Origin of the sequence: Bacillus sp. N13C7 (genome assembly GCF_026790065.1) — a bacterium.
Classification (GTDB): Bacteria; Bacillota; Bacilli; order Bacillales; family Bacillaceae; genus Bacillus.
On record NZ_JALAMO010000025.1, the window covers coordinates 1 to 25,047 of the forward strand.

The window sequence follows — 25,047 nt, forward strand, 5'->3', positions numbered from 1 at the left end:
GCTCAATGAGCTGGGTTTTTTGTTTATTCTAGATCGATAAAATCAAATAAATACAAACACCGACAGCTTATATAGCCCATATACTGATTTCAAGTTTCGAAAAGATCTAAATAGTGTATACAATATCCAGTTTAAGGGAAGGCTAATTGTACGGAGGTGGGGACGATGGACGAAACAGTTAAACCTAATCATACATGTGTGATTTGTGATCAAGAGAAGAATAGAGGCATCCATCTTTATACGAAATTCATATGCTTAGATTGTGAGAGAAAAGTAATTTCTACATCAACTTCCGATCCTGACTATGCCTTTTACGTAAAGAAACTAAAAAGCATTCATACACCGCCATTATATTCTTAGACCTGAAAAGGTCTTTTTTTGTACCATTTATAAGGAATGGGTTAATAAAAAGAAGGTGAAACTTGTTTAGGGATTGAACGTAGTAGATAATAATATTAAAACTGAGTATATACACAGGAGTCGATTATCTCATGCAGAGGTTTCTTCACTTTTTGATATGGAGTTTAACAAGCGGTGCGACTTTTGTTTTCATAGGGATATTGAGCTTTTTCGCTTTAAATCAGTCACTTTTCTTATCATTTGTTTATGGGCTCGCTTCAGGAGCAGTGGTATATACAGCTGGTATTTGGAATTCGAGACGGTTATTTCTTAAAAGGCATGAACTGACAGGAAGAGAATATGCCTACATTAAGAAAAACCTCGAGGAAGCAAGGCAGAAAATCATACGGCTTCGGAAAGCTTTGTTTCAGGCAAAAAGCATTCAAATGTTTAAACAAAATGCAGAAATGCTGAGACTTGTCAGGAGGATTTATATCCTCACCAAAAAAGAGCCGAAACGGTTTTATCAGGCTGAGCGCTTTTTTTATCAAACTCTCGATTCAGTTGTTGAATTAACAGAGAAGTATGCCTTTCTCTCTTCTCACCCGAAAAAAAGCAAAGAGCTGTCGATGTCGTTAAGTGAGGCGCGTATCACACTTGCTGAGTTGACCAAGCGTTTAGAGGAAGATTTAACTCATTTAATGGGTGATGAAATTGATGACCTGCAATTTGAATTAGATGCAGCAAAGCATTCATTAAAGAAATAATGGAAGAGGGTAAGAGCGATGAGCAGAGATCAAAGCGACCTTCAAATAGATGAATTATTGGCCGACCCTTTTGGTGATATAGAAATACCCAGGGTGGAGGCTGTAAAAGCAGAGAAGCAGCAAGTACGCCTTGTCGATGTTCTTCCTGAAGAAAACAGGGAAAAAGCAATTCAGCTTGCTGGACAGATCGACCATAATAATATGCAGAGCATTGTCTTATACGGCTCACAAGCCCAATCTAAACTGCTGAATTTTTCTCATACCATGATTGATCATGTTCAAAAGAAGGATGTCGGAGAGATTGGCGAGATACTTGGAGAGCTGATGAAAAAGCTGGAGCAAGTAAACCCTGATGATCTTCAGTCAAAGAAAAAGGGTATTTTGGCACGCGTGTTTGGAAGAGTATCGAGTTCTCTTCAGGAGGTGCTGTCTAAATATCAAAAGACCAGTGTGCAGATAGACAGAATCAGTTTGAAGCTGGAGCATTCAAAAAATGCCTTAATCAGTGACAATAAACTGTTAGAGCAGTTATATGAAAAAAACAAAGAGTATTTCGCCGCACTGAATGTTTATATTGCTGCAGGGGAACTGAAGCTGGAGGAATTAAGAACAAAAACAATTCCTGAACTGAAGCAACAAGCCGAATCAAGTGAGCACAACCAAATGGCCGTGCAAGAAGTAAACGATTTAGTTCAATTTGCTGACCGGTTAGATAAAAGGGTGCACGATTTGCTGCTGAGCAGGCAAATTACCATCCAAAGTGCGCCGCAAATCAGGCTGATACAGAATACAAACCAAGCGTTAGCTGAAAAAATCCAATCATCCATTGTGACTGCAATCCCGCTTTGGAAAAACCAAGTAGCAATTGCGCTGACGCTTTTAAGGCAGCGCAATGCAGTAGATGCACAACAGAAAGTATCTGATACAACCAACGAGCTTTTACTGAAAAATGCGGAGCTTTTAAAAACCAATACAATTGAAACTGTACGGGCAAATGAACGAGGCCTTGTTGATATCGATACTTTGAAGAAGGTTCAGGAAAGCTTAATCAGCACGCTTGAAGAAACGCTGACGATACAAGAAGAGGGACGAATTAAGCGGCATCAGGCAGAACAAGAACTCATGATGATGGAAGGCGATCTGAAGCAAAAACTGCTTACAATAAAGGAAAGATAGTTACCAGTAAGTCTAGCTTTAAGTTCTGTCAGAGGCACGATATAATAAAGTGTAAGAAAACACATTCAAAGGATTGTTTTAATGAACACACCTTTATATAAAGCACTGATTCAGCATGCGAGAAGAAATTCTCATTCATTTCATGTTCCGGGACATCACAATGGAGATGTCTTTTTTGATGACGCTAAGTCGATATTCAATCCGCTACTCACCATTGATGTAACTGAACTGGCAGGATTGGACGATCTCCACCATCCTACTGGGGTGATTAAGGAAGCTCAAGAGCTTGTCAGTCAATTATATGGATCGGCGGAAAGTTTTTTGCTTGTCAATGGTACGACTGTCGGGAACTTAGCAATGATTTTATCTGTTTGTGACCCGGGGGATACAATTCTGGTCCAGAGAAACTGTCACAAGTCTGTATTTCATGGTGTTGATCTGGCTGGTGCTGAGCCGGTTTATCTCGCACCTGACGTTGATAAAGCAATGCATGTGCCTACGCATGTTCCGCCTGATACAGTTAAAGAAGCCTTGGCAGCATATCCAGATGCAAAAGGCTTGGTGCTGACCAATCCGTCATATTACGGGCATAGTGCTGACTTAACCGAAATCATTTCAGAAGCCCATCATTACGGGATTCCTGTTTTGGTGGATGAAGCGCATGGTGCACATTTTGTTTTAGGAGAGCCTTTTCCTGTCTCAGCTTTAGAGATGGGGGCAGATATTGTTGTTCAGTCGGCTCATAAAACGCTGCCGGCCATGACGATGGGTTCTTATTTGCATCTCAATAGAGGCAGCAGAGTTGATCGGAATCGGGTGGCAGAGAACCTGGCCCGTTTACAAAGCAGCAGCCCGTCTTATCCGATCATGGCTTCATTAGACATTGCCCGTGCTTATGTTCAGCATATTATAGAAGAACAAAAGCTCTCCGGCATTTTGCAGCGAATACAATCACTTAAACAAACGTTTGATTTACTTACTAATGCAGAAGCTGTCAAACCGGCCGATTCACGGTTGATATCGGATCCGTTGAAGCTCACCATTCGTTCCACACGGGGCCATTCTGGGTATACGCTGCAAAACATCTTAGAGCGTGTCAACATATTCACTGAGCTTGCTGATGAAAATCAAGTGCTGCTCGTTCTTCCCTTGGGAGGAAAACGCAGAATAAACGCTGAAATCATTAAAAGCATTGATGAAGAAATTGAAAAAACGCCTCCGGATCAGATGTTTGTTTCTGCAGAATGGGAAGCACAGCCGGTTACCGTATTGCCTTATCCAAAAAAGGTCTTGCATACGTTCAAGAAAGAATATGTGGACTTTGATGAAGCAGCAGGCCGGCTGAACGCAGAGGATATCATTCCTTATCCTCCGGGTATTCCAATGATCATGGCGGGAGAAAGAATATCGAGAGAAAGTGTGCAAAAGCTCAGCCGCTTGATCAGCATGAAAACGCATGTTCAAGGGAATATGAAAATCAAAGAGAAACAACTACTTGTTTATATAGAAGAGGAGAAGTCATGAGCGGTTTATTTATTACATTCGAAGGTCCTGAAGGTGCGGGAAAAACGACTGTTCTGCAGGAAATCAAAAACATACTGACAGCAGAAGGCCTTCAGGTTACGGCAACTCGAGAGCCAGGCGGCATAGATATTGCAGAACAAATTCGAGAGGTTATTCTGAATGAGAACAACACCTTAATGGATCCAAAAACAGAAGCTCTCTTATATGCAGCTGCAAGACGCCAGCATTTAGTCGAAAAAGTAAAACCAGCATTAGAACAGGGGCATGTTGTTCTTTGCGACAGATTCATAGACAGTTCACTCGCATACCAAGGATATGCAAGGGGACTTGGGATTGATGAGGTTCTGTCAATTAATGAATTCGCCATCGGAGATATGATGCCCCATGTAACGGTTTATTTTTCAATTGATCCAGAAGAGGGGCTGAAGCGTATTCACGCAAACGGCTCACGGGAGAAAAACAGGCTCGATTTAGAAAAATTAGACTTCCATACAAAGGTACAGGAAGGTTATCAAGAGCTGATGAAGCGATTTCCGGAAAGATTTCATTCAGTTGATGCCGGCCAGTCCAAAGACCTCGTCGTTCAGGATGTCCTAAAGGTTATCAATGAAGCGTTGAAAAAAATTCAATTGTGACCTGTTTCCCAATAGTTGATATAATAATGTAAACGAGATCATTGTTGTTTCCAATCTAAAGGAGGCCTTCACAGATGAAATTGATAGTGGCAGTTGTACAAGATCAGGACAGCAACAGACTTTTGAAAACCTTAACGGATCACAACTTTAGAGTCACAAAGCTTGCGACGACGGGAGGATTTCTTAAATCAGGCAATACAACGTTTATGATTGGTGTCGAGGATATACGCGTCGATAAAGCATTAAGTCTCATTAAAGAAAATGGGCAGAAACGCGATCAGATGATTGCCCCAGTATCTCCAATGGGCGGAAATGCCGATTCTTATGTCCCTTATCCAGTCGAAGTTGAAGTTGGCGGAGCGACAGTGTTTGTTCTTCCAGTCGATGAATTTCATCAATTTTAAGGATTTGAAACTGTGAAAATTAATAAAGATATACGTACATTTATAGATAATAAGCAGCTTCCTTCTGTGAAAACATCTGAGATCACAGCGTCGTTTAAAACATCAATGGAAAACCAAAGCAGCAAATTGAAATTTGATCAGCTGACTAGGCTGTTATCGGATATAGAAGCGTTTGGAAAAAGACTGACGAAGTCCCGGAATTTTAAAGACCTAGCGAGATTTAAGGGACTCGTGAAACGTTTTGTCAAAGAAGCTGTAGACAGCGGGCTTTCACATGAAACGGCGCAAAGCTTTGACCTGTACGGTAACAGCAGAACGCTGGGACTTGTGAAAGAAATAGATGACAAATTGATACAGCTTACGGAAGAGATGATGGATCAGGAAAAGCCGGCAATTGATTTGCTGGAGCGTATTGGCGAAATAAAAGGTTTATTGATTAACCTTTACACATAGAGAGTGATACAATGGCAATATCCTGGAAGGAAATGACCGAGCTTCAGCCCAGAGTGATGAAGCTTTTATATAATAGTATTGAGAAGGACAGATTATCACACGCATATTTATTTGAGGGAAAAAAGGGAACAGGCAAGCTTGATGCCGCGCTGCTTCTTGCGAAAAGCTTTTTTTGCTTGGAGGGTGGCGCGGAGCCTTGTGAGAGCTGCCGAAACTGTAAACGGATAGCGTCAGGGAACCATCCTGATCTCCATCTTGTTCAGCCTGATGGTTTATCGATCAAAAAGGCGCAAATTCAAGCGCTGCAGGAAGAGTTCTCTAAGACAGGGCTTGAATCGCATAAAAAGCTGTATATTATTTCGCACGCAGATCAAATGACAGCAAATGCGGCAAACAGCCTTCTGAAATTTTTAGAAGAACCAAATAAAGACACAATGGCGATCCTCATCACTGAGCAGCCCCAAAGGTTATTGGATACCATCATTTCAAGATGCCAAACCCTTCCTTTTCAGCCTTTGCAGCCCAAAGCAATTGAAGAGAGACTAATCGAACAGGATGTCTCGCCTCATATGGCGAGGCTTCTGGCCAACATGACCAACAATGTAGCAGAAGCAGTCGAATTAAGTCGAAATGATGAGTTTGCAGAGTCTAGAGCGAAAGTGATAAAATTGTATGAAGTCCTACACCAGCGGAAAGGACATGCTTTTTTCTTTATTCAAGATCAATGGATGCCCTTTTTCAAAGAAAAAACCCATCAAGAAATGGGTCTTGATATGCTCTTATTGATATATCGTGATGTGTTGTCCATCCAAATAGGAAATGAAGATAAATTGATTTATCAAGACTTATTCCAATCAATAAAACAGCATGCGCTACAATCAACACAACAAAGCGTTACGAATCAAATTCTTGCTGTTTTAGAAGCAAAGAAACGGCTTCATTCCAATGTGAATGTACAAGGATTAATGGAGCACTTGGTGTTAATGTTGCAGGAGGGATAAGCTTGTACAATGTAATTGGTGTCCGCTTTAAGAAAGCGGGTAAAATATATTACTTTGATCCGAATGGATTTCATATAGAACATGACAGCTGCGTAATTGTAGAGACTGTCAGAGGCGTTGAGTACGGCCAGGTCGTGATTGCGAATAAACAGGTGGATGAGCATGATGTTGTGCTGCCCCTGCGAAAAGTGATACGTGTGGCTGACGAACGCGATCTTCTCATCGTAGAGGAAAATAAACAGGAAGCTTTATCAGCATTTGACATCTGCCAAAAGAAAGTGGCTGAACATGGCTTGGATATGAAGCTGGTTGATGTTGAATTTACGTTTGACCGCAATAAAGTCATTTTTTACTTCACTGCTGACGGCCGAGTAGATTTTAGAGAGCTTGTAAAGGATTTGGCTTCTATCTTTAAAACAAGGATTGAGCTGCGCCAAATCGGGGTAAGGGATGAGGCAAAAATGCTCGGAGGAATCGGCCCTTGCGGAAGAATGCTTTGCTGCTCAACATTTCTCGGGGATTTTGAACCTGTTTCCATTAAAATGGCCAAGGATCAGAACTTGTCTTTAAACCCTACGAAGATTTCAGGTCTTTGCGGACGTTTAATGTGCTGTCTAAAATATGAGAACGATGAGTATGAGACGGCAAAAGAACAGCTTCCGGATATAGGAGAAATGATTACGACAGCAAACGGCCCTGCGAAGGTCGTTGGACTTAATATTCTGGAACGGGTGCTTCAGGTGGAACTGATAAACCGTGAAAAAGTGATAGAATATACTTGGGAAGAGCTCTTGGAAGAGGGCGTCGTATCCGCACAAACCACAGATTAACGAGGTGTGGAACCTTGGATAAAAAAGAGTTATTTGATACAGTCATTAACTTAGAAGAACAAATTGGCTCACTATACCGGCAGCTGGGGGATTTGAAGCAGCACATCGGTGAGATGATTGAAGAGAATCATCATTTACAGCTTGAAAATAAGCATTTGCGCAAACGGCTGGACGATACGACGCAGCAGATTGAAAAGTTCAAAGCTGATAAAAAAGAATCAAAAACACAGAAGACAGAGCAAGCTGATATAGGGGAAGGATATGATAATCTGGCACGTCTGTATCAAGAAGGATTTCATATCTGCAATGTCCACTATGGAAGTGTTCGAAAAGAAGATTGTCTTTTCTGTCTGTCATTCTTAAATAAAAAATAGGAAAAGGCTTCCGCATACGACGGGAGCCTTTTTCAAAGGTACTGAAAGGATAAGAAGATGGTTTCATTACGTGATGATGAAAGATTAGATTATTTGCTGGCAGAGGACATGAAAATCATACAAAGTCCAACGGTGTTTGCTTTTTCATTGGATGCTGTACTTCTGTCCAAATTTGCATACGTTCCGATTCAAAAAGGAAAAATCGTTGATTTATGCACGGGCAATGGCATTGTGCCGCTGCTGCTCAGTACAAGATCCAAGGCCGACATTCTTGGAGTTGAAATTCAAGAAAGACTTCATGATATGGCCGTTCGCAGTGTGGCGTATAATGAGCTGCAGGATCAAATTCAGATCATACTTGATGATCTGAAAAACATGCCGGAGAAGCTGGGGCATAATCGATATGATGTTGTTACCTGCAATCCGCCGTATTTTAAAACGCCGAAGCAAACTGAACAAAACATGAACGAGCATCTCCGAATCGCAAGACATGAAATACACTGCACACTGGAGGATGTCATTTCAGTCAGCAGCAAGCTGCTCAAACAAGGAGGAAAGGCAGCCCTTGTTCACCGGCCGGGCCGGCTTTTAGAAATTTTTGAACTGATGAAGGCTTATCAAATCGAGCCAAAGCGTGTGCAATTTGTCTACCCGAAGCAAGGAAAAGAAGCCAATACCATTTTGGTTGAGGGCATCAAAGGCGGACGCCCCGACTTGAAAATACTTCCCCCTTTGTTCGTTTATGACGAACAAAATGAATATACAAAAGAAATCAGGACCATTTTATATGGAGACAAATAATCATTTTTTCTACGTCGTGCAATGTAAGGATGGTAGCTGGTATGCCGGGTATACCAACGATCTGCAGAAACGGGTGAAAAAACACAATGACGGAAAGGGCGCAAAGTATACAAAAGTAAGACGCCCGGTTGAATTGATTTTTGCAGAAGCTTTCACAACGAAGCGGGAAGCCATGCAGGCAGAATACTTTTTCAAGAAAATGACTCGAAAGAAAAAAGAGCTTTATATAGAAGAAAAGCGGAACAGCAAGGAGGCTGTATATGTTAAGGCGCCAAAAGAGCTTTGATGGCAAGTCAGACATGGGGATTCTTTATTTGGTCCCAACCCCAATCGGAAATTTAGAGGATATGACATTTCGGGCCATCGACACGCTGAAATCAGTGGATGCAATTGCCGCGGAGGATACGAGACAAACGAAGAAGCTTTGTCATGTATACGAAATTGAGACACCGCTCGTCAGTTATCACGAACATAATAAAGAAAGCAGTGGCCACAAAATTATTGAATGGCTGAAATCAGGAAAAAACATTGCTTTGGTCAGTGACGCCGGGCTGCCAACGATTTCTGATCCGGGAGCGGAAATCGTAAAGGATTTTACGGAGATTGGCGGTTATGTTGTTCCGCTGCCGGGAGCAAATGCTGCTTTAACGGCTCTAATCGCTTCAGGGATTGTACCGCAGCCATTCTTCTTTTACGGTTTTCTCAACAGGCAGAAAAAAGAAAAGAAGAAGGAGCTTGAAGGCCTTAAAAAACGGCAGGAAACGATTATCTTTTATGAAGCGCCTCACAGATTGAAGGAAACCTTGTCAGCGATGGCAGAAATATTAGGAGATCGGGAAATTGCTGTAACGCGCGAACTCACGAAGAAATATGAAGAGTTTATCCGAGGCACGATATCCGAGATCATCGAATGGGCAAACGAGGATCAGATCCGCGGTGAGTTTTGCCTTGTCGTAGAAGGAAGTAAAGCTGAGGATTCAGATGAAGAAACACAATGGTGGGAAGCTCTCACGGCGAAAGAACATGTTGAGCATTACATCTCGAAAGGCGCAACATCTAAAGAGGCCATTAAAAAAGCAGCAGTTGATCGCAATGTACCAAAGCGTGAAGTATACGATGCTTACCATATTCAGCAATAAAAAAACGTTCTTGTGTCATAACAAGAACGTTTTTTGTACAAGAAATGATTATTTAAGGTTTTGAAGCTGGCTTTGGATTTCGCTGATGATTTGCTCAGCGCCTTCTTTACTAAGAACCAATTTGCCGCCTGCAAGTTTAAGGTTATCATCAGAAACTTCACCAGTTACTTGGCAAGTCATGTTTGGTTTATATTTTTTAAGGATGATTTTTTCATCATCAACATAAATTTCAAGAGCATCTTTTTCTGCGATTCCAAGAGTGCGACGCAATTCGATAGGAATAACTACACGTCCTAATTCATCAACTTTACGCACAATACCAGTAGATTTCATAAACAGTCTCCTCCCAAGAGATAATTATTTGTTTAAATTATATTTTTCTTCGTCATTATTCGACAAAATCCTTACCTTCATAGCATAACAAGGTTTCCAATAATCGTCAATCATTTTGTTTACTATTGATTGTAAGAATTAGTTCTTATAGTCAGTAATGCCTCGGAAACTACTGGAATAACAGCATTTTATAAACTTTTAATATAGCTATTATCCTACTAAAAATCCTTTTAAATCAAGACTTTCGAACCAAGGTTTTTTATTTCATTTGATTATATACGACAAAATTCGACATTAATAGACTTTTTTTATTTTCATTAAAGATTTTTAATTTTAATTATTCTTTTTCAGGGTATACGTATATATTCTTGATCTTAAAGGCTAAGATGGTATCATAGATACAGGATAAAATATAAAGAATAATCATATATGATTTGCATTTATCGCCGCTCTCGTCCTTTGGGCGGGAGCTTTTTGACATTCTGATTGGGAGGTTTCAAGATGCCGCAAGAAAACAATACATTTTATATTACAACACCGATTTATTATCCGAGCGGAAAATTACATATCGGCCATGCATATACAACAGTGGCGGGAGATGCAATGGCACGTTACAAAAGATTAAAAGGGTTCGATGTTCGCTATTTAACGGGAACGGACGAGCATGGACAAAAGATCCAGCAAAAAGCTGAGCAGGAAAACATTACACCTCAGGAGTATGTGGATCGCGCAGCGGCAGATATTCAGAAACTGTGGAAGCAGCTTGAAATCTCAAACGATGACTTTATCCGTACGACAGAAAAACGGCATAAAGTGGTCATTGAAAAGGTGTTTCAAAAGCTTCTTGATAACGGAGACATCTATCTTGATGAATATGAAGGCTGGTACAGTATCCCGGATGAAACGTTCTACACGGAAACTCAGCTGGTTGATATCGAGCGGAATGAAAAGGGAGAGGTCATCGGCGGAAAAAGCCCTGACAGCGGACACCCAGTTGAATTGATCAAAGAGGAATCTTATTTCTTCCGTATGGGGAAATACGCGGATCGTCTTCTGAAATACTATGAAGAAAATCCGACATTCATCCAGCCGGAATCACGCAAAAACGAAATGATTAACAATTTTATCAAGCCTGGACTAGAGGATTTAGCTGTTTCACGGACCACTTTTGATTGGGGCGTGAAAGTGCCGGAAAATCCAAAGCACGTTGTATATGTTTGGATCGATGCGCTATTTAACTATTTAACAGCACTCGGGTATGATACAGAAAATGATGAACTTTATCAAAAATATTGGCCTGCCGATGTTCATTTAGTCGGTAAGGAAATTGTGCGTTTCCATACTATTTACTGGCCAATTATGTTGATGGCGCTGGATCTTCCGCTGCCAAAACAGGTATTCGCGCATGGCTGGCTTTTGATGAAAGACGGAAAAATGTCGAAATCAAAAGGAAATGTTGTAGATCCGGTTACATTAATTGAACGTTACGGTTTAGACGAACTTCGTTATTACCTGCTTCGCGAAGTGCCGTTCGGATCCGACGGTGTTTTCACGCCGGAAGGATTTGTTGAGCGAATTAACTATGATTTAGCGAATGATTTAGGAAACCTATTGAACCGTACAGTTGCGATGATCAATAAGTATTTTGACGGACAAATCGGTTCGTACAAAGGCGCCGTAACGGAATTTGACCAAACACTCGTGTCAGTCGCTGAAGAAACGGTGAAGGCTTACGAGAATGCAATGGAAAACATGGAATTCTCGGTAGCTCTTTCGACATTATGGCAGCTCATCAGCCGTACAAATAAATACATTGATGAGACAGCTCCATGGGTGCTTGCAAAGGACCCGGCAAAAGAAGAAGAACTGCAATCCGTTATGTATCACCTGGCTGAATCATTGCGTATTTCAGCTGTACTGCTTCAGCCGTTCTTAACAAAGACACCGAAAAAAATGTTTGAGCAGCTGGGCATTACTGATGAATCTCTAAAAGCTTGGGACAGCATTACAGCTTTCGGTCAGCTGAAAGATACAAAAGTACAGAAAGGCGAGCCGTTGTTCCCACGTCTAGAGGCAGAAGAAGAAATTGCTTACATCAAAGGGAAAATGCAAGGTTCAGCACCAGCGAAAGAAGAAACAAAAGAAGAAGAACCACAAGAGGTCGATCGTTTACCTGAAATTACGATTGATCAATTCATGGATGTAGAACTTCGCGTGGCAGAGGTCATCGAGGCAGAGCCTGTGAAAAAAGCAGACCGTTTATTGAAACTTCAGCTGGATCTTGGTTTTGAAAAACGCCAAGTCGTATCCGGTATTGCGAAGCATTATACGCCTGAAGAGCTTGTTGGGAAAAAACTCGTATGTGTAACGAATCTAAAGCCGGTTAAGCTAAGAGGAGAGCTTTCTCAAGGTATGATCCTTGCAGGGGAAGCAGACGGCGTATTAAAAGTCGTATCTATCGATCAGTCGTTACCAAAGGGAACAAGAATTAAATAATGACAAACAAAAGGTGTTTCACGTGTAACAATTCGTCGAACACCTTTTGTGTTTCGACAAGAAAGGAGTTTTTCATTTATGTTGTTTGACACACACGCACATTTAAATGCAGAACAATATGATACTGATCTGGAAGAGGTTATTGAACGGGCAAAAGCTGAAAAAGTTGAACGGATTGTCGTAGTTGGTTTTGACCGCCCGACCATTACCCGTGCGATGGAAATGATTGAGGAATATGATTTTATTTATGCAGCCATCGGCTGGCACCCTGTTGATGCGATTGACATGACAGAGGAAGATTTAGCATGGATTAAAGAGCTGTCTGCTCATGAAAAAGTGGTAGCGATAGGTGAGATGGGGCTGGATTATCATTGGGATAAATCTCCTAAAGATGTTCAAAAAGAAGTCTTCAGAAAACAAATTGCCCTGGCAAAAGAGGTCAATCTGCCTATTATCATTCACAACCGTGATGCTACGGAGGATGTCGTAACCATTTTGAAAGAGGAAGGCGCAGAAGCTGTGGGCGGCATCATGCACTGCTTTACAGGAAGTGCGGAAGTGGCAAGAGAATGCATGAAAATGAATTTTTATTTATCCTTTGGGGGACCGGTGACATTCAAAAATGCGAAGAAGCCGAAGGAAGTTGTGAAGGAAATTCCAAATGACCGTTTGCTGATTGAAACCGATTGCCCGTTCCTCACACCTCACCCTTACCGCGGGAAAAGAAATGAGCCAAGTTATGTGAAATATGTGGCAGAGCAGATCGCTGAATTAAAAGGATTGACCTTCGAAGAAGTTGCATCAATCACGACTGAAAATGCAAAAAGACTTTTCCGTATAAACTGACAAAAAACGCTAGCGGGTTTTGTAAGTGCTTGTCCCTTACAGCGTTTTTTCATAAAAGTTCTACATGCTTTCTTCTCCTCATATGATAGGTTTGTCGACAAGTCTTTCTTCCGTTTTTCAGTGTATTTCAGGATAATGAAGAAGACACTGAGCTTTTAGGAGAAAGAGAAGGGAGGGTTGACAGCCTTTTAGATACTCTATATAATCTCTCCGAGGAGAAGGAGGCGTTTTTCATCACACAAAAAATGAAAAAGCTGTTTTCCGTAAAGCTTAGCAAAAGCAAAGTCATTCTGGTTGCTGCTTGTTTGCTTTTGGCAGGAAGCGGGACTGCGTACGCAGCTCATGAGCTGACGAAACAATCAGTCTCAATTTCTATCAATGGCAAAAAGAAACATATACGCACACATGCAAGTACAGTCGGTGATCTTTTAGAGACGCTTGATATAAAGACAAGAGACGAAGACAAGATCACACCTGCTAAACAGACAAAGATAACAGCAGATATGGACGTTGTGTATGAGGCTGCAAAACCTGTGAAGCTTACTATAAACGGGGAAGAAAAGACATTATGGTCAACAGCAAAAACGGTCGGTGCATTACTGGACGAACAAGATGTTGATGTGAAAGAACACGATCAAATTGATCCTGCAATAGATACAGATATTTCGAAAGACATGAAGATTAACATACAGCCCGCATTCCAGGTTACTGTGAATGATGGAGGAAAACAAAAGAAGATCTGGACGACTTCGACTACGGTCGCTGACTTTTTAAAACAGCAAAAGATGAGCATAAAAGACGAAGATAAAATCAAGCCTGCGTTAGATGCAAAGCTGACAAAAGGAAAGGCTGATATAACAATTACTCGTATCGAAAAGGTCACCGATGTAGTTGAAGAGAAAATTGCGTTCGATGTGAAAAAGCAAGAAGACGCTTCTCTTGAAAAAGGGAAAGAAAAGGTCGTCCAAAAAGGAAAAGAAGGCAAGCTTAAAAAACATTTCGAAGTCGTAAAAGAAAACGGCAAAGAAGTGTCTAGAGAGCTTATTAAAGAAGAAACAGCTGAACAAAGCAAAGACAAAGTGATTGCTGTCGGCACAAAGCAAAGCAGTCCAAAGGTTGAAAAGGTCAGTGCTTCCGGTGATTCAAAAACAGTTGTGTCCCGCAGCAATGAATCAACAGGCAAGGTCATGACTGTATCATCTACGGCTTATACGGCAAGCTGCAGCGGTTGTTCTGGACACACTGCGACAGGCGTCAATTTAAAAAATAATCCGAATGCCAAGGTCATCGCTGTGGATCCCAATGTCATTCCGCTAGGCTCCAAAGTCCACGTTGAAGGCTATGGATATGCTATTGCTGCAGATACGGGTTCAGCGATTAAAGGGAACAAAATAGATGTCTTTTTCCCAGAGAAATCATCGGCTTACCGATGGGGAAATAAAACAGTCAAAATTAAAATCTTAAATTAATATATACTTATGTATTCAGAGGGTTTTGCGCCCTCTGTTTTTTTCGTTATAATAGACAAAGTGTATTTTCTGCTTATTAGACGCTCGATATAAGAAAAAGTTTCATGAATATACAAAAGTTTTTATTTTGTCTTGGAGGAAATAATGAAAATAAAAGAGATCATTGTGGTCGAGGGGCGTGATGACACGGCCCGCATCAAATTGGCTGTTGATGCAGACACAATTGAAACAAATGGTTCAGCCATCGATGATCATGTGATTGACCAAATCCGCTTGGCCCAGAAGACCAGAGGCGTCATCATTTTAACGGATCCGGACTTCCCGGGAGAGAAGATCCGCAAAACCATTTCAGAGGCTGTACCCGGCTGTAAGCATGCATTTTTGCCAAAGCATCTTGCCAAACCTAAAAACAAGCGGGGAATCGGTGTGGAGCACGCATCGATTGAAAGCATTAGAGCATGTTTAGAAAACGTGCACGAAGAGATGGAAGCGCAGCCCAGTGACATTTCAGCTGAGGATCTGATTCATGCCGGATTGATTGGCGGATCTGCGGCCAAACGGCGCCGCGAACGGTTGGGGGATCTGTTGAAAATCGGCTATACCAATGGCAAACAGCTTCAAAAACGGCTTCAAATGTTTCAAATTAAAAAAGGTGATTTTATGAGTGCGCTCGATACCGTTTTGCGGGAGGAACAGAATGAATAAAGATATTGCGACACCGATAAGAACGAAAGAGATACTGAAAAAATACGGTTTTTCTTTTAAAAAGAGCTTAGGACAGAATTTCTTAATTGATACAAACATTTTAGACAGAATTGTCGACCACGCGGAAGTGACGGAAAATACCGGTGTTATTGAAATTGGCCCGGGAATCGGGGCGTTGACCGAACAGCTTGCCAAGCGGGCGAAAAAGGTTGTGGCATTTGAGATTGACCAGCGATTATTGCCGATCCTGAAAGATACACTGTCCCCTTACGACAATGTGACTGTTATTCATCAGGACGTATTAAAGGCTGATGTCAAATCAGTTATTGAAGAACAATTCCAAGGCTGTGATGAGATCATGGTTGTAGCCAATCTTCCTTATTATGTGACAACGCCGATTATCATGAAATTGCTTGAAGAGCATCTTCCGCTGAAAGGAATTGTGGTCATGCTGCAAAAAGAAGTGGCAGATCGCATGGCGGCAGACCCTTCATCCAAGGAATACGGTTCACTTTCTATCGCGGTGCAATTTTATACAGAAGCCAAAACGGTAATGACCGTTCCGAAAACCGTATTTGTTCCTCAGCCTAATGTCGATTCTGCAGTTATTCGGCTGATTCTGCGTGACGGCCCGGCAGTTGATGTGGAAAACGAAGCCTTTTTCTTTCAGTTAATCAAGGCGAGCTTTGCTCAGCGCCGTAAAACGCTGCTCAATAACTTAGTCAACAACCTGCCTGAAGGAAAAATGCAAAAATCAACGATTGAGCAAGTGCTGGAAGAAACGAATATTGACGGCAGGCGCCGAGGTGAATCCCTGTCTATTGAGGAGTTCGCGGCGCTGTCTAACGGATTGTATAAAGCCCTTTTCTAAAAGGGCTTTTTGTTTTGCGCACCACATGGACTGCCGCTACATAGGCTAGAGAAGGACCTTTAAATTCAATGATAAGAAAAACTTGGACTCAGCGAAAAAAGGCGCTTTCTCAAGGCTCTTTCTTTCATGATGAGGCTTAGTCTATGTGTGGAGTGAGGAACGTGCAATTTCAAATAGGGGATATGGTAGCCAGAAAATCCTATCAAATGGATGTTTTGTTTCGCATTATAGGAATAGAGCAAACAAGCAAAGGGAATTCAATCGCCATTTTGCATGGTGATGAAGTCAGGCTGATTGCTGATTCGGATTTTTCTGATCTGGTCGCAGTAAAAAAAGATGAGCAGATGATGCGGAAAAAGAAAGATGAGAGCAGAATGAATGAATCGCTCGAATTGCTCCGCCAGGATTATAAGCTGCTCAGAGAAAAGCAGGAGTACTATGCGACAAGCCAATATCAGCATCAGGAGCATTATTTTCACATGCCGGGCAAGGTGCTTCATCTGGACGGTGATGAAGCGTATCTGAAAAAATGCCTGAATGTCTATAAAAAAATTGGAGTGCCAGTATACGGCATCCATTGCCATGAAAAGAAGATGTCTGCTTCTATAGAAGAATTGCTCGACAAATATCGACCTGACATCCTGGTCATAACAGGGCATGATGCGTACTCAAAGCAAAAGGGCAGCATTGATGATTTGAACGCGTATAGACATTCAAAGCACTTTGTTGAAACAGTTCAGAACGCCCGAAAAAAGATCCCTCACTTAGATCAGCTTGTTATTTTTGCGGGGGCGTGCCAATCCCATTTTGAATCGCTCATAAAAGCGGGGGCAAATTTTGCGAGTTCACCATCAAGAGTAAATATTCATGCGCTTGATCCGGTATATATCGTCGCGAAAATCAGTTTCACACCGTTTATGGAACGAATCAATGTATGGGAAGTGCTCCGTAATACGCTGACAAGAGAGAAAGGGCTTGGAGGTATTGAAACAAGAGGAGTGCTGAGAATTGGAATGCCTTATAAGTCCAATTAACAGATGAAAACCTGCATAGGGATCTATGCGGGTTTTTTATTTTACATAAGGATACATAATTTACCGAAACTTGCGGAAAATAATTGAGGAATCATAGAATTTTGTCAAAATAATTTTATTGACAACGTCTTATTAACGTTGATATAATTTAAATTTTATTTGACAAAAATGGGCTCGTGTTGTACAATAAATGTAGTGAGGTGGATGCAATGGCGAAGACGTTGTCCGATATTAAAAGATCGCTTGATGGGAATTTAGGTAAAAGGCTGACGTTAAAAGCAAACGGTGGCCGCCGAAAAACGATTGAGCGTTCGGGCATTTTAGCTGAGACGTACCCTTCTGTTTTTGTGATACAACTAGATCAAGACGAGAACTCGTTTGAAAGAGTTTCATACAGTTATGCTGATATTTTGACTGAGACTGTTGAGCTGACATTTAATGATGACGCCGCAAGCTCAGTGGCATTTTAATGGGCAGTGAACCTTTTGTTTACTGCTTTTTGTTTTGCCCTTTTTTGGTTTCCAATAATTTTAATGAAAGTTCCATCTGATTTAACAAAAGATAAAACGGTCACATATTATCGTGACGTGCACGAATGGCTATCACTTCTAAAAAAGGGGTTGTTTCGTTTGGGCAGACGTCGTGGAGTTATGTCAGATGAGTTTAAATATGAGCTGGCTAAAGACCTTGGTTTTTATGACACAGTCAAAAATGGGGGCTGGGGCGAAATTCGGGCCCGTGATGCCGGTAATATGGTAAAGCGCGCTATTGAAATCGCCGAACAGCAAATGGCTCAGAATCAGAATAACCGATAAGGATGTGACCCGGGGGACATGCCGTTCCCCGGTTATTTGTGTTGGATATAAATACATAATGGTCTGAAATATGGATATGTTCATCCTGTACTTCAAATGTGATACAATGTTCATACTTATGTTTAGATGGAGAAGTAGGTGAAAGCTATGCGTATTTTAGAAAAAGCGCCAGCGAAGATCAATCTGTCACTTGACGTAACCCGAAAACGCCCGGATGGCTATCATGAAGTTGAAATGATTATGACGACGATTGACTTAGCGGATCGGATTGAATTGACGGAGCTGGCAGAGGATGAAGTGAGGGTTTCCTCCCACAACCGTTTTGTGCCTGACGACCAAAGAAACTTAGCTTATCAGGCTGCCAAGCTGATCAAAGACAGATACAACGTGAAAAAGGGAGTTTCCATCATGATTACGAAGGTGATTCCGGTGGCTGCCGGTCTTGCCGGCGGAAGCAGTGATGCGGCGGCGACGCTCAGAGGGCTGAACAGACTGTGGAATTTAAATCTTTCTGCAGAAACGCTTGCTGAGCTTGGAGCGGAAATTGGCTCTGACGTTTCATTTTGTGTCTATGGTGGGACTGCACTAGCAACAGGACGCGGCGAGCAGATTAAACACATCAGCACGCCTCCGCATTGCTGGGTCATTCTAGCGAAGCCGACAATCGGTGTATCAACTGCTGAGGTGTACAGACAGCTGAAGCTAGATGAGGTAGAGCATCCAGATGTACATGGTATGATTGAGGCTATAGAAGAAAAGAGTTTTCAAAAGATGTGCAGCCGTTTAGGCAATGTGCTTGAATCTGTAACGCTTGATATGCATCCTGAAGTCGCAATGATCAAAAACCAGATGAAACGATTTGGCGCAGATGCCGTGTTAATGAGCGGGAGCGGCCCGACAGTGTTTGGATTGGTTCAGTATGAATCGAAGGTGCAAAGAATTTATAACGGGTTAAGAGGCTTCTGCGATCAAGTTTATGCGGTGAGAATGATCGGCGAACAGAACGCTCTTGATTAAATCCGTATGTTAAGTTATATTGTTCTTAAAATATTCGGATTTTGGGGGTAAGTTCATGAAGTTTCGTCGCAGCGGCAGATTGGTGGACTTAACAAATTACTTGTTAACCCATCCGCACGAGTTAATACCGCTAACCTTTTTTTCTGAGCGGTATGAATCTGCAAAATCATCGATCAGTGAAGATTTAACAATTATTAAGCAAACCTTTGAACAGCAGGGAATTGGTACTTTGCTTACTGTTCCCGGAGCTGCCGGAGGCGTCAAATATATTCCGAAAATGAAGCAGGCTGAAGCAGAAGAGTTTGTGCAGACACTTGGACAGTCGCTGGCAAATCCTGAGCGTATCCTTCCGGGCGGTTATGTATATTTAACGGATATCTTAGGAAAGCCATCTGTACTCTCCAAGGTAGGGAAGCTGTTTGCTTCTGTGTTTGCAGATCGCGAAATTGATGTTGTCATGACCGTTGCCACGAAAGGCATCCCTCTGGCGTACGCAGCTGCGAGCTATCTGAATGTGCCTGTCGTCATCGTTCGCAAAGACAACAAGGTAACCGAGGGCTCCACAGTCAGCATTAATTACGTCTCAGGCTCCTCCAACCGCATCCAAACGATGTCACTTGCGAAAAGAAGCATGAAAACGGGTTCAAACGTACTCATTATCGATGACTTTATGAAAGCAGGCGGTACAATTAATGGTATGATTAACCTGTTGGATGAGTTTAACGCAAATGTGGCGGGGATCGGCGTCTTGGTTGAAGCCGAGGGAGTAGATGAACGTCTTGTTGATGAATATATGTCACTTCTTACTCTTTCAACCATCAACATGAAAGAGAAGTCCATTGAAATTCAGAATGGCAATTTTCTGCGTTTTTTTAAAGACAATCTTTTAAAGAATGGAGAGACAGAATCATGACAAAAGCAGTCCACACAAAACACGCCCCAGCGGCAATCGGGCCATACTCACAAGGGATTATCGTAAACAATATGTTTTACAGCTCTGGCCAAATCCCGTTAACTCCTTCAGGCGAAATGGTGAACGGTGATATTAAGGAGCAGACTCATCAAGTATTCAGCAATTTAAAAGCGGTGCTGGAAGAAGCAGGCGCTTCTTTAGAAACAGTTGTAAAAGCGACTGTATTTATCGCGGATATGGAACAGTTTGCGGAAGTAAACGAAGTGTACGGACAATATTTTGACACTCACAAACCGGCGAGATCTTGCGTTGAAGTTGCGAGACTTCCGAAGGACGCGCTGGTTGAGATTGAAGTAATTGCATTGGTAAAATAATAAGAAAAGTGATTCTGGGTAAGCTTGGAATCACTTTTTTATTTACCTTATGCCCGAATTAAAAGCGTTATGACCTAATTGTGTAACTATATCCTATTTTTTCAAAAAATATTTTAAAAACGAGCAGGATTTCAGAAAAAATCGTGGAATTGATACACTAATGCTTTTATATAGGGAAAAGGTGGTGAACTACTGTGGAAGTTACTGACGTAAGATTACGCCGCGTGAATACCGATGGTCGCATGAGAGCGATTGCATCCATCACGCTGGATCACGAATTTGTTGTACATGATATTCGTGTGATTGATGGAAACAATGGTCTTTTCGTTGCGATGCCGAGTAAACGCACCCCTGATGGAGAGTTCCGCGATATTGCTCATCCTATTAATTCAAGCACGCGAGGAAAGATTCAAGATGCCGTGTTAAATGAGTATCATCGTCTGGGTGACACTGAAGCATTAGAATTCGAAGAAGCTGGAGCTTCTTAAAAAATAACCAAAAAGCAAGGACTGCTGTAAGGGCTGACAAAAGCCTTTTTCCGGCAGTCCTTTTTTAATTCTGATTTTTCAAACTTAATTGTACTCAATAGAAAATTCTTGCACTTCATGAAGTCTCCTTGAAATCAGAAGATATTTAGGATATATTTTTCTATGGATAAAAGGGATATTGGAGGCCAATAAATGGATAAGCGGTTTGCAGTTGTTTTAGCGGCTGGACAAGGAACGAGAATGAAATCGAAGCTTTATAAAGTCCTTCATCCAGTTTGCGGTAAGCCTATGGTAGAGCACGTCGTGGACGAAGCCTTAAAGTTATCTTTATCGAAGCTTGTCACGATTGTCGGACATGGTGCGGAAGAAGTGAAAAAGCAGCTTGGTGATAAAAGCGAGTACGCGCTTCAAGCAGAACAGCTTGGCACTGCTCATGCTGTAAAACAGGCACAGCCATTTCTTGCTGACGAAAAAGGCGTCACGATTGTTATTTGCGGAGATACGCCGCTTTTAACAGCAGAGACAATGGAACAGATGCTGAAAGAACATACACAAAGAGAAGCGAAAGCTACGATTTTAACTGCGGTTGCAGAAGATCCAACCGGATACGGCCGCATTATTCGCGGCGAAAACGGAGCGGTTCAAAAAATCGTTGAGCATAAGGACGCCTCTGAAGAAGAACGTCTTGTAACTGAGATCAATACCGGTACGTATTGTTTTGATAATGAAGCGTTATTCCGGGCCATTGATCAGGTGTCTAATGACAATGCTCAAGGCGAGTATTATTTGCCGGACGTCATAGAGATTCTTAAAAACGAAGGCGAAACTGTTGCCGCTTACCAGACTGGTAATTTCCAAGAAACGCTCGGAGTTAATGATAGAGTTGCTCTTTCTCAGGCAGAACAATTTATGAAAGAGCGCATTAATAAACGGCATATGCAAAATGGCGTAACGCTGATTGACCCGATGAACACGTATATTTCTCCTGAAGCTGTTATCGGAAGCGACACTGTGATTTATCCTGGAACTGTGATTAAAGGTGAGGTGCAAATCGGAGAAGATACGATTATCGGCCCTCATACGGAGATTATGAATAGTTCAATTGGCAGCCGGACAGTCATTAAACAATCGGTAGTCAATCACAGTAAAGTGGGGAATGATGTAAACATAGGACCTTTTGCTCACATCAGACCTGATTCTGTCATCGGGAATGAAGTGAAGATCGGGAATTTTGTTGAAATCAAAAAGACTCATTTCGGAGACCGAAGTAAAGCTTCTCATTTAAGCTATATCGGTGATGCTGAGGTAGGTACAGATGTAAACTTGGGGTGCGGTTCAATAACTGTCAATTATGACGGAAAGAATAAATATTTGACGAAAATTGAAGACGGCGCGTTTATCGGCTGCAACTCTAACTTGGTTGCCCCTGTTACAGTCGGAGAAGGCGCTTATGTGGCGGCAGGTTCAACTGTTACAGAAGATGTACCTGGAAAAGCGCTTGCTATTGCCAGAGCGAGACAAGTAAATAAAGATGATTATGTGAAAAATATTCATAAAAAATAATCCTAAATTCGGAGGTTTATCCATGTCTAATCAATACGGAGATGAGAATTTAAAGATTTTTTCTTTGAATTCGAATCCAGAGCTTGCAAAAGAAATCGCAGATATAGTTGGAGTTCAATTAGGGAAATGTTCTGTCACAAGATTTAGTGACGGGGAAGTCCAGATTAATATCGAAGAAAGTATTCGCGGATGTGATTGTTATATCATCCAGTCTACAAGTGACCCCGTTAACGAGCATATTATGGAACTGCTGATTATGGTAGATGCGTTAAAACGCGCTTCTGCAAAAACGATTAACATTGTTATTCCTTATTACGGTTATGCGCGTCAAGACAGAAAGGCAAGATCCCGTGAGCCAATTACAGCAAAACTTTTCGCTAACCTGCTTGAAACAGCTGGTGCGACTCGTGTGATTGCACTTGATCTGCATGCGCCGCAAATTCAAGGATTCTTTGATATACCGATTGACCACTTAATGGGTGTTCCGATTTTAGGAGAATATTTTGAAGGCAAAAACCTTGAAGATATCGTCATTGTTTCACCAGACCATGGCGGTGTGACACGCGCCCGCAAACTGGCTGACCGACTAAAAGCGCCGATTGCGATCATCGACAAACGCCGTCCGCGTCCGAACGTGGCGGAAGTCATGAATATTGTAGGTAACATCGAAGGGAAGACTGCTATCCTCATCGATGACATTATTGATACTGCAGGTACGATTACCCTTGCTGCTAATGCGCTCGTTGAAAACGGAGCGAAAGAAGTATATGCATGCTGTACACACCCTGTACTATCAGGCCCTGCTGTTGAGCGGATTAATAATTCAACAATTAAAGAGCTTGTGGTGACAAACAGCATCAAGCTTCCTGAAGAAAAGAAAATTGAACGGTTCAAGCAGCTTTCAGTCGGACCGCTTCTGGCTGAGGCAATTATTCGCGTTCATGAGCAGCAATCCGTCAGCTATCTGTTCAGCTAAACCGATTTGAAGGTTTAAATCCTTATCGTTATGGGTATTGTTTGTAATAGGACAATAAAACGATAATAGGATGGTGCTGAATATGGCAACTTTAACGGCAAAAGAAAGAACGGACTTTACGCGTTCATCTCTTCGGAATATCCGTACTTCAGGACATGTTCCAGGTATCATATATGGGAAAGACACGGGAAATAAACCTATATCATTAGACAGTGTGGAGCTGATCAAAACGCTGAGAGACGAAGGCAAAAATACAGTCATCACACTGGATGTCAGCGGAGAAAAACATTCTGTCATGGTAACAGACCTGCAAACGGACCCGCTGAAAAATGAAATCACTCATGCTGACTTTCAAGTCGTCAATATGAGTGAAGACATTGAGGTGGAAGTCCCGATTCATCTGACCGGAGAAGCCATTGGAGTGAAAAACGGAGGCGTATTGCAGCAGCCGCTGTATGCACTTACTGTAAAGGCTAAGCCAAAAGCCATTCCGCAAACCATTGAGGCTGATATTTCAAATCTCGATGTGAATGAAGTACTGACGATTGCGGATTTGCCTGCTGGCGGTGACTACTCCTTTCATCATGAATCAGACGAGGTCGTGGCTTCTATCCTTCCTCCGCAGCAGCAGGAAGCAGCTGAGATCGATGAAGAGGAATCTGCCGACGCTCAGCCTGAAGGTGAAAACAAAGAACAATAATAGCTTAAGGCGTAACCCTCCCGCGGTTACGTCTTTTGTGCTAGAATGAGAAGAATTATAGCCCGCTTATGAAGCCGGGAGTTTAAGTGACTAAGGGAGGATTCGCCATGCTTGTGATTGCCGGTCTCGGGAACCCGGGGAAGAACTATGAAAATACACGGCATAATGTCGGATTTATGGTGATAGATCAGCTCGCGAAGGAATGGAATATTGAGCTGAATCAAAATAAATTTAACGGATTATACGGAACGGGATTTGTTTCCGGCAAAAAGGTTCTACTTGTTAAACCGCTTACATATATGAATTTATCAGGAGAATGTTTGCGGCCTTTAATGGACTATTATGATGTCGATAACGAGGATTTGACAGTCATTTATGACGATCTCGATCTTCCGACTGGCAAGATCCGTTTAAGAACAAAAGGAAGCGCCGGGGGGCACAATGGCATCAAATCACTGATCCAGCATCTTGGAACATCCGAGTTTGACCGTATCCGCATCGGAATCGGCCGGCCTGTAAACGGCATGAAGGTCGTTGATTATGTGTTAGGCTCCTTTACTAAGGAAGAGGCGCCTTCAATTGATGAAGCGGTCGATAAATCTGTGAAGGCTTGTGAGGCTTCTCTGAGTAAACCGTTTTTAGAAGTCATGAACGAATTTAACGCAAAGGTATAAAATAAAACAACAAAGTCCATACTACACCAAAATGACTTTTTCATCAGGAGGTCCCTTGTATGGCTTTGCATTATTATTGTCGTCATTGCGGAGTGAAAGTAGGCAGTCTCGAATCTTCCATGGTATCGACAGACTCACTTGGATTTCAGCACTTAACAAATGAGGAAAGAAACGATATGATTTCTTATAAAGAAAATGGAGATGTCCATGTTTTGACAATATGTGAAGATTGCCAAGAGGCGCTTGACCGAAATCCGCATTACCACGAATATCACACATTTATTCAATAAAAAGCTTTGGTGTAGACACTAGACCAAAGCGTTTTTCTGT

General features: G+C 41.9%; 31 protein-coding genes. 30 read left to right on the top strand and 1 reads right to left on the bottom strand.

All coding sequences use genetic code 11. From position 1 onward, the window contains the following. The first annotated feature begins 165 nt into the window (after positions 1-165). The 13 genes from csfB to rsmI all read left to right on the top strand — a co-directional run bounded on the left by csfB (position 166) and on the right by rsmI (position 9,443). Complete coding sequence (gene csfB, locus MOB98_RS19670) at positions 166-360, top strand: anti-sigma-G factor (protein ID WP_268284243.1); 195 nt, start codon at positions 166-168, stop codon at positions 358-360. A 131-nt stretch (positions 361-491) separates the two neighbouring features. Continuing rightward, the gene (locus MOB98_RS19675) at positions 492-1,106 is read left to right on the top strand and encodes a 5-bromo-4-chloroindolyl phosphate hydrolysis family protein (protein WP_268367117.1); all 615 of its coding nucleotides are present in this window, start codon (positions 492-494) and stop codon (positions 1,104-1,106) included. A gap of 18 nt (positions 1,107-1,124) precedes the next feature. Further along, complete coding sequence (locus MOB98_RS19680; protein ID WP_268367116.1) at positions 1,125-2,282, top strand: toxic anion resistance protein; 1,158 nt, start codon at positions 1,125-1,127, stop codon at positions 2,280-2,282. 81 nt (positions 2,283-2,363) lie between these two features. Next, positions 2,364-3,806: an aminotransferase class I/II-fold pyridoxal phosphate-dependent enzyme gene (locus MOB98_RS19685; RefSeq protein WP_268367115.1), complete on the top strand. Its 1,443-nt coding sequence runs from the start codon at positions 2,364-2,366 to the stop codon at positions 3,804-3,806. Then, positions 3,803-4,441 carry a dTMP kinase gene (gene tmk, locus MOB98_RS19690; protein WP_268367114.1) on the top strand — a complete coding sequence of 213 codons (639 nt, stop codon included), beginning with the start codon at positions 3,803-3,805 and terminating at the stop codon, positions 4,439-4,441. Before MOB98_RS19685 ends, tmk begins: the two co-directional genes overlap by 4 nt. A gap of 74 nt (positions 4,442-4,515) precedes the next feature. Continuing rightward, entirely contained in the window at positions 4,516-4,845 is a 330-nt protein-coding gene (darA, locus tag MOB98_RS19695) for a cyclic di-AMP receptor DarA (RefSeq protein ID WP_003218295.1), read from the top strand. A 12-nt stretch (positions 4,846-4,857) separates the two neighbouring features. Beyond that, positions 4,858-5,298 carry a YaaR family protein gene (locus MOB98_RS19700; protein ID WP_268367113.1) on the top strand — a complete coding sequence of 147 codons (441 nt, stop codon included), beginning with the start codon at positions 4,858-4,860 and terminating at the stop codon, positions 5,296-5,298. 11 nt (positions 5,299-5,309) lie between these two features. Then, positions 5,310-6,299, top strand: coding sequence for a DNA polymerase III subunit delta' (gene holB, locus MOB98_RS19705; RefSeq protein ID WP_268367112.1), 990 nt, complete (start codon positions 5,310-5,312; stop codon positions 6,297-6,299). 2 nt (positions 6,300-6,301) lie between these two features. Then, positions 6,302-7,129: a competence/sporulation regulator complex protein RicT gene (ricT, locus tag MOB98_RS19710; protein WP_003242158.1), complete on the top strand. Its 828-nt coding sequence runs from the start codon at positions 6,302-6,304 to the stop codon at positions 7,127-7,129. A 14-nt stretch (positions 7,130-7,143) separates the two neighbouring features. Then, entirely contained in the window at positions 7,144-7,503 is a 360-nt protein-coding gene (yabA, locus tag MOB98_RS19715; RefSeq protein WP_010332687.1) for a replication initiation-control protein YabA, read from the top strand. A 57-nt stretch (positions 7,504-7,560) separates the two neighbouring features. Then, positions 7,561-8,304: a tRNA1(Val) (adenine(37)-N6)-methyltransferase gene (locus MOB98_RS19720; RefSeq protein ID WP_268362804.1), complete on the top strand. Its 744-nt coding sequence runs from the start codon at positions 7,561-7,563 to the stop codon at positions 8,302-8,304. Continuing rightward, complete coding sequence (locus MOB98_RS19725; protein ID WP_268362805.1) at positions 8,291-8,590, top strand: GIY-YIG nuclease family protein; 300 nt, start codon at positions 8,291-8,293, stop codon at positions 8,588-8,590. The genes MOB98_RS19720 and MOB98_RS19725 overlap by 14 nt, the downstream gene beginning before the upstream one ends. Then, a complete protein-coding gene (gene rsmI, locus MOB98_RS19730) occupies positions 8,565-9,443 on the top strand; it encodes a 16S rRNA (cytidine(1402)-2'-O)-methyltransferase (protein WP_268362807.1) in 879 nt (292 codons plus the stop codon). The genes MOB98_RS19725 and rsmI overlap by 26 nt, the downstream gene beginning before the upstream one ends. 48 nt (positions 9,444-9,491) lie before the next feature. Here the strand turns inward: rsmI and abrB are convergent, their stop codons facing one another. Next, positions 9,492-9,782: a transition state genes transcriptional regulator AbrB gene (gene abrB, locus MOB98_RS19735; protein ID WP_268362813.1), complete on the bottom strand. Its 291-nt coding sequence runs from the start codon at positions 9,780-9,782 to the stop codon at positions 9,492-9,494. A 495-nt stretch (positions 9,783-10,277) separates the two neighbouring features. Between abrB and metG the strand changes: the two genes are divergently transcribed. The 17 genes from metG (at position 10,278) to fin (ending at position 25,007) form a co-directional block, all read left to right on the top strand. Further along, complete coding sequence (gene metG, locus MOB98_RS19740; RefSeq protein WP_268362809.1) at positions 10,278-12,272, top strand: methionine--tRNA ligase; 1,995 nt, start codon at positions 10,278-10,280, stop codon at positions 12,270-12,272. Between the two features lie 78 nt (positions 12,273-12,350). Beyond that, positions 12,351-13,118, top strand: a complete 768-nt coding sequence (locus MOB98_RS19745) for a TatD family hydrolase (protein WP_268362811.1) — start codon at positions 12,351-12,353, stop codon at positions 13,116-13,118. Between the two features lie 245 nt (positions 13,119-13,363). After that, positions 13,364-14,587, top strand: coding sequence for a ubiquitin-like domain-containing protein (locus MOB98_RS19750; RefSeq protein WP_268367111.1), 1,224 nt, complete (start codon positions 13,364-13,366; stop codon positions 14,585-14,587). A gap of 144 nt (positions 14,588-14,731) precedes the next feature. After that, positions 14,732-15,292 carry a ribonuclease M5 gene (gene rnmV / locus MOB98_RS19755; protein WP_268360602.1) on the top strand — a complete coding sequence of 187 codons (561 nt, stop codon included), beginning with the start codon at positions 14,732-14,734 and terminating at the stop codon, positions 15,290-15,292. After that, positions 15,285-16,163 (top strand): 16S rRNA (adenine(1518)-N(6)/adenine(1519)-N(6))-dimethyltransferase RsmA, encoded by an 879-nt coding sequence (gene rsmA / locus MOB98_RS19760; RefSeq protein WP_268360603.1) that lies wholly within the window; start codon positions 15,285-15,287, stop codon positions 16,161-16,163. Before rnmV ends, rsmA begins: the two co-directional genes overlap by 8 nt. A gap of 161 nt (positions 16,164-16,324) precedes the next feature. Further along, entirely contained in the window at positions 16,325-17,197 is an 873-nt protein-coding gene (gene prtG, locus MOB98_RS19765) for a sporulation-specific protease PrtG (protein WP_268367110.1), read from the top strand. A gap of 209 nt (positions 17,198-17,406) precedes the next feature. Then, on the top strand, positions 17,407-17,667 hold the full coding sequence (gene veg / locus MOB98_RS19770; RefSeq protein WP_003218330.1) for a biofilm formation stimulator Veg: 261 nt from the start codon (positions 17,407-17,409) through the stop codon (positions 17,665-17,667). A 159-nt stretch (positions 17,668-17,826) separates the two neighbouring features. Then, positions 17,827-18,012, top strand: a complete 186-nt coding sequence (locus MOB98_RS19775) for a small, acid-soluble spore protein, alpha/beta type (protein ID WP_003218333.1) — start codon at positions 17,827-17,829, stop codon at positions 18,010-18,012. A gap of 147 nt (positions 18,013-18,159) precedes the next feature. Further along, positions 18,160-19,029: a 4-(cytidine 5'-diphospho)-2-C-methyl-D-erythritol kinase gene (gene ispE, locus MOB98_RS19780; RefSeq protein ID WP_268360647.1), complete on the top strand. Its 870-nt coding sequence runs from the start codon at positions 18,160-18,162 to the stop codon at positions 19,027-19,029. A 55-nt stretch (positions 19,030-19,084) separates the two neighbouring features. Next, positions 19,085-19,942 carry a pur operon repressor gene (gene purR / locus MOB98_RS19785; RefSeq protein WP_003242134.1) on the top strand — a complete coding sequence of 286 codons (858 nt, stop codon included), beginning with the start codon at positions 19,085-19,087 and terminating at the stop codon, positions 19,940-19,942. Continuing rightward, positions 19,939-20,316 (top strand): 2-iminobutanoate/2-iminopropanoate deaminase, encoded by a 378-nt coding sequence (gene ridA, locus MOB98_RS19790; RefSeq protein ID WP_003218344.1) that lies wholly within the window; start codon positions 19,939-19,941, stop codon positions 20,314-20,316. The genes purR and ridA overlap by 4 nt, the downstream gene beginning before the upstream one ends. A 194-nt stretch (positions 20,317-20,510) precedes the next feature. Then, complete coding sequence (spoVG, locus tag MOB98_RS19795) at positions 20,511-20,804, top strand: septation regulator SpoVG (protein WP_003218346.1); 294 nt, start codon at positions 20,511-20,513, stop codon at positions 20,802-20,804. Positions 20,805-20,996: 192 nt separating this feature from the next. Beyond that, positions 20,997-22,367: a bifunctional UDP-N-acetylglucosamine diphosphorylase/glucosamine-1-phosphate N-acetyltransferase GlmU gene (gene glmU / locus MOB98_RS19800; protein WP_268360606.1), complete on the top strand. Its 1,371-nt coding sequence runs from the start codon at positions 20,997-20,999 to the stop codon at positions 22,365-22,367. 22 nt (positions 22,368-22,389) lie between these two features. Then, positions 22,390-23,343: a ribose-phosphate diphosphokinase gene (locus MOB98_RS19805; protein WP_268360608.1), complete on the top strand. Its 954-nt coding sequence runs from the start codon at positions 22,390-22,392 to the stop codon at positions 23,341-23,343. 82 nt (positions 23,344-23,425) lie between these two features. Continuing rightward, the gene (locus tag MOB98_RS19810) at positions 23,426-24,043 is read left to right on the top strand and encodes a 50S ribosomal protein L25/general stress protein Ctc (RefSeq protein ID WP_268360610.1); all 618 of its coding nucleotides are present in this window, start codon (positions 23,426-23,428) and stop codon (positions 24,041-24,043) included. A gap of 107 nt (positions 24,044-24,150) precedes the next feature. Continuing rightward, entirely contained in the window at positions 24,151-24,717 is a 567-nt protein-coding gene (gene pth, locus MOB98_RS19815) for an aminoacyl-tRNA hydrolase (RefSeq protein ID WP_268360611.1), read from the top strand. A 59-nt stretch (positions 24,718-24,776) separates the two neighbouring features. Then, on the top strand, positions 24,777-25,007 hold the full coding sequence (gene fin, locus MOB98_RS19820; RefSeq protein WP_003243417.1) for an anti-sigma-F factor Fin: 231 nt from the start codon (positions 24,777-24,779) through the stop codon (positions 25,005-25,007). Positions 25,008-25,047 lie beyond the last annotated feature (40 nt).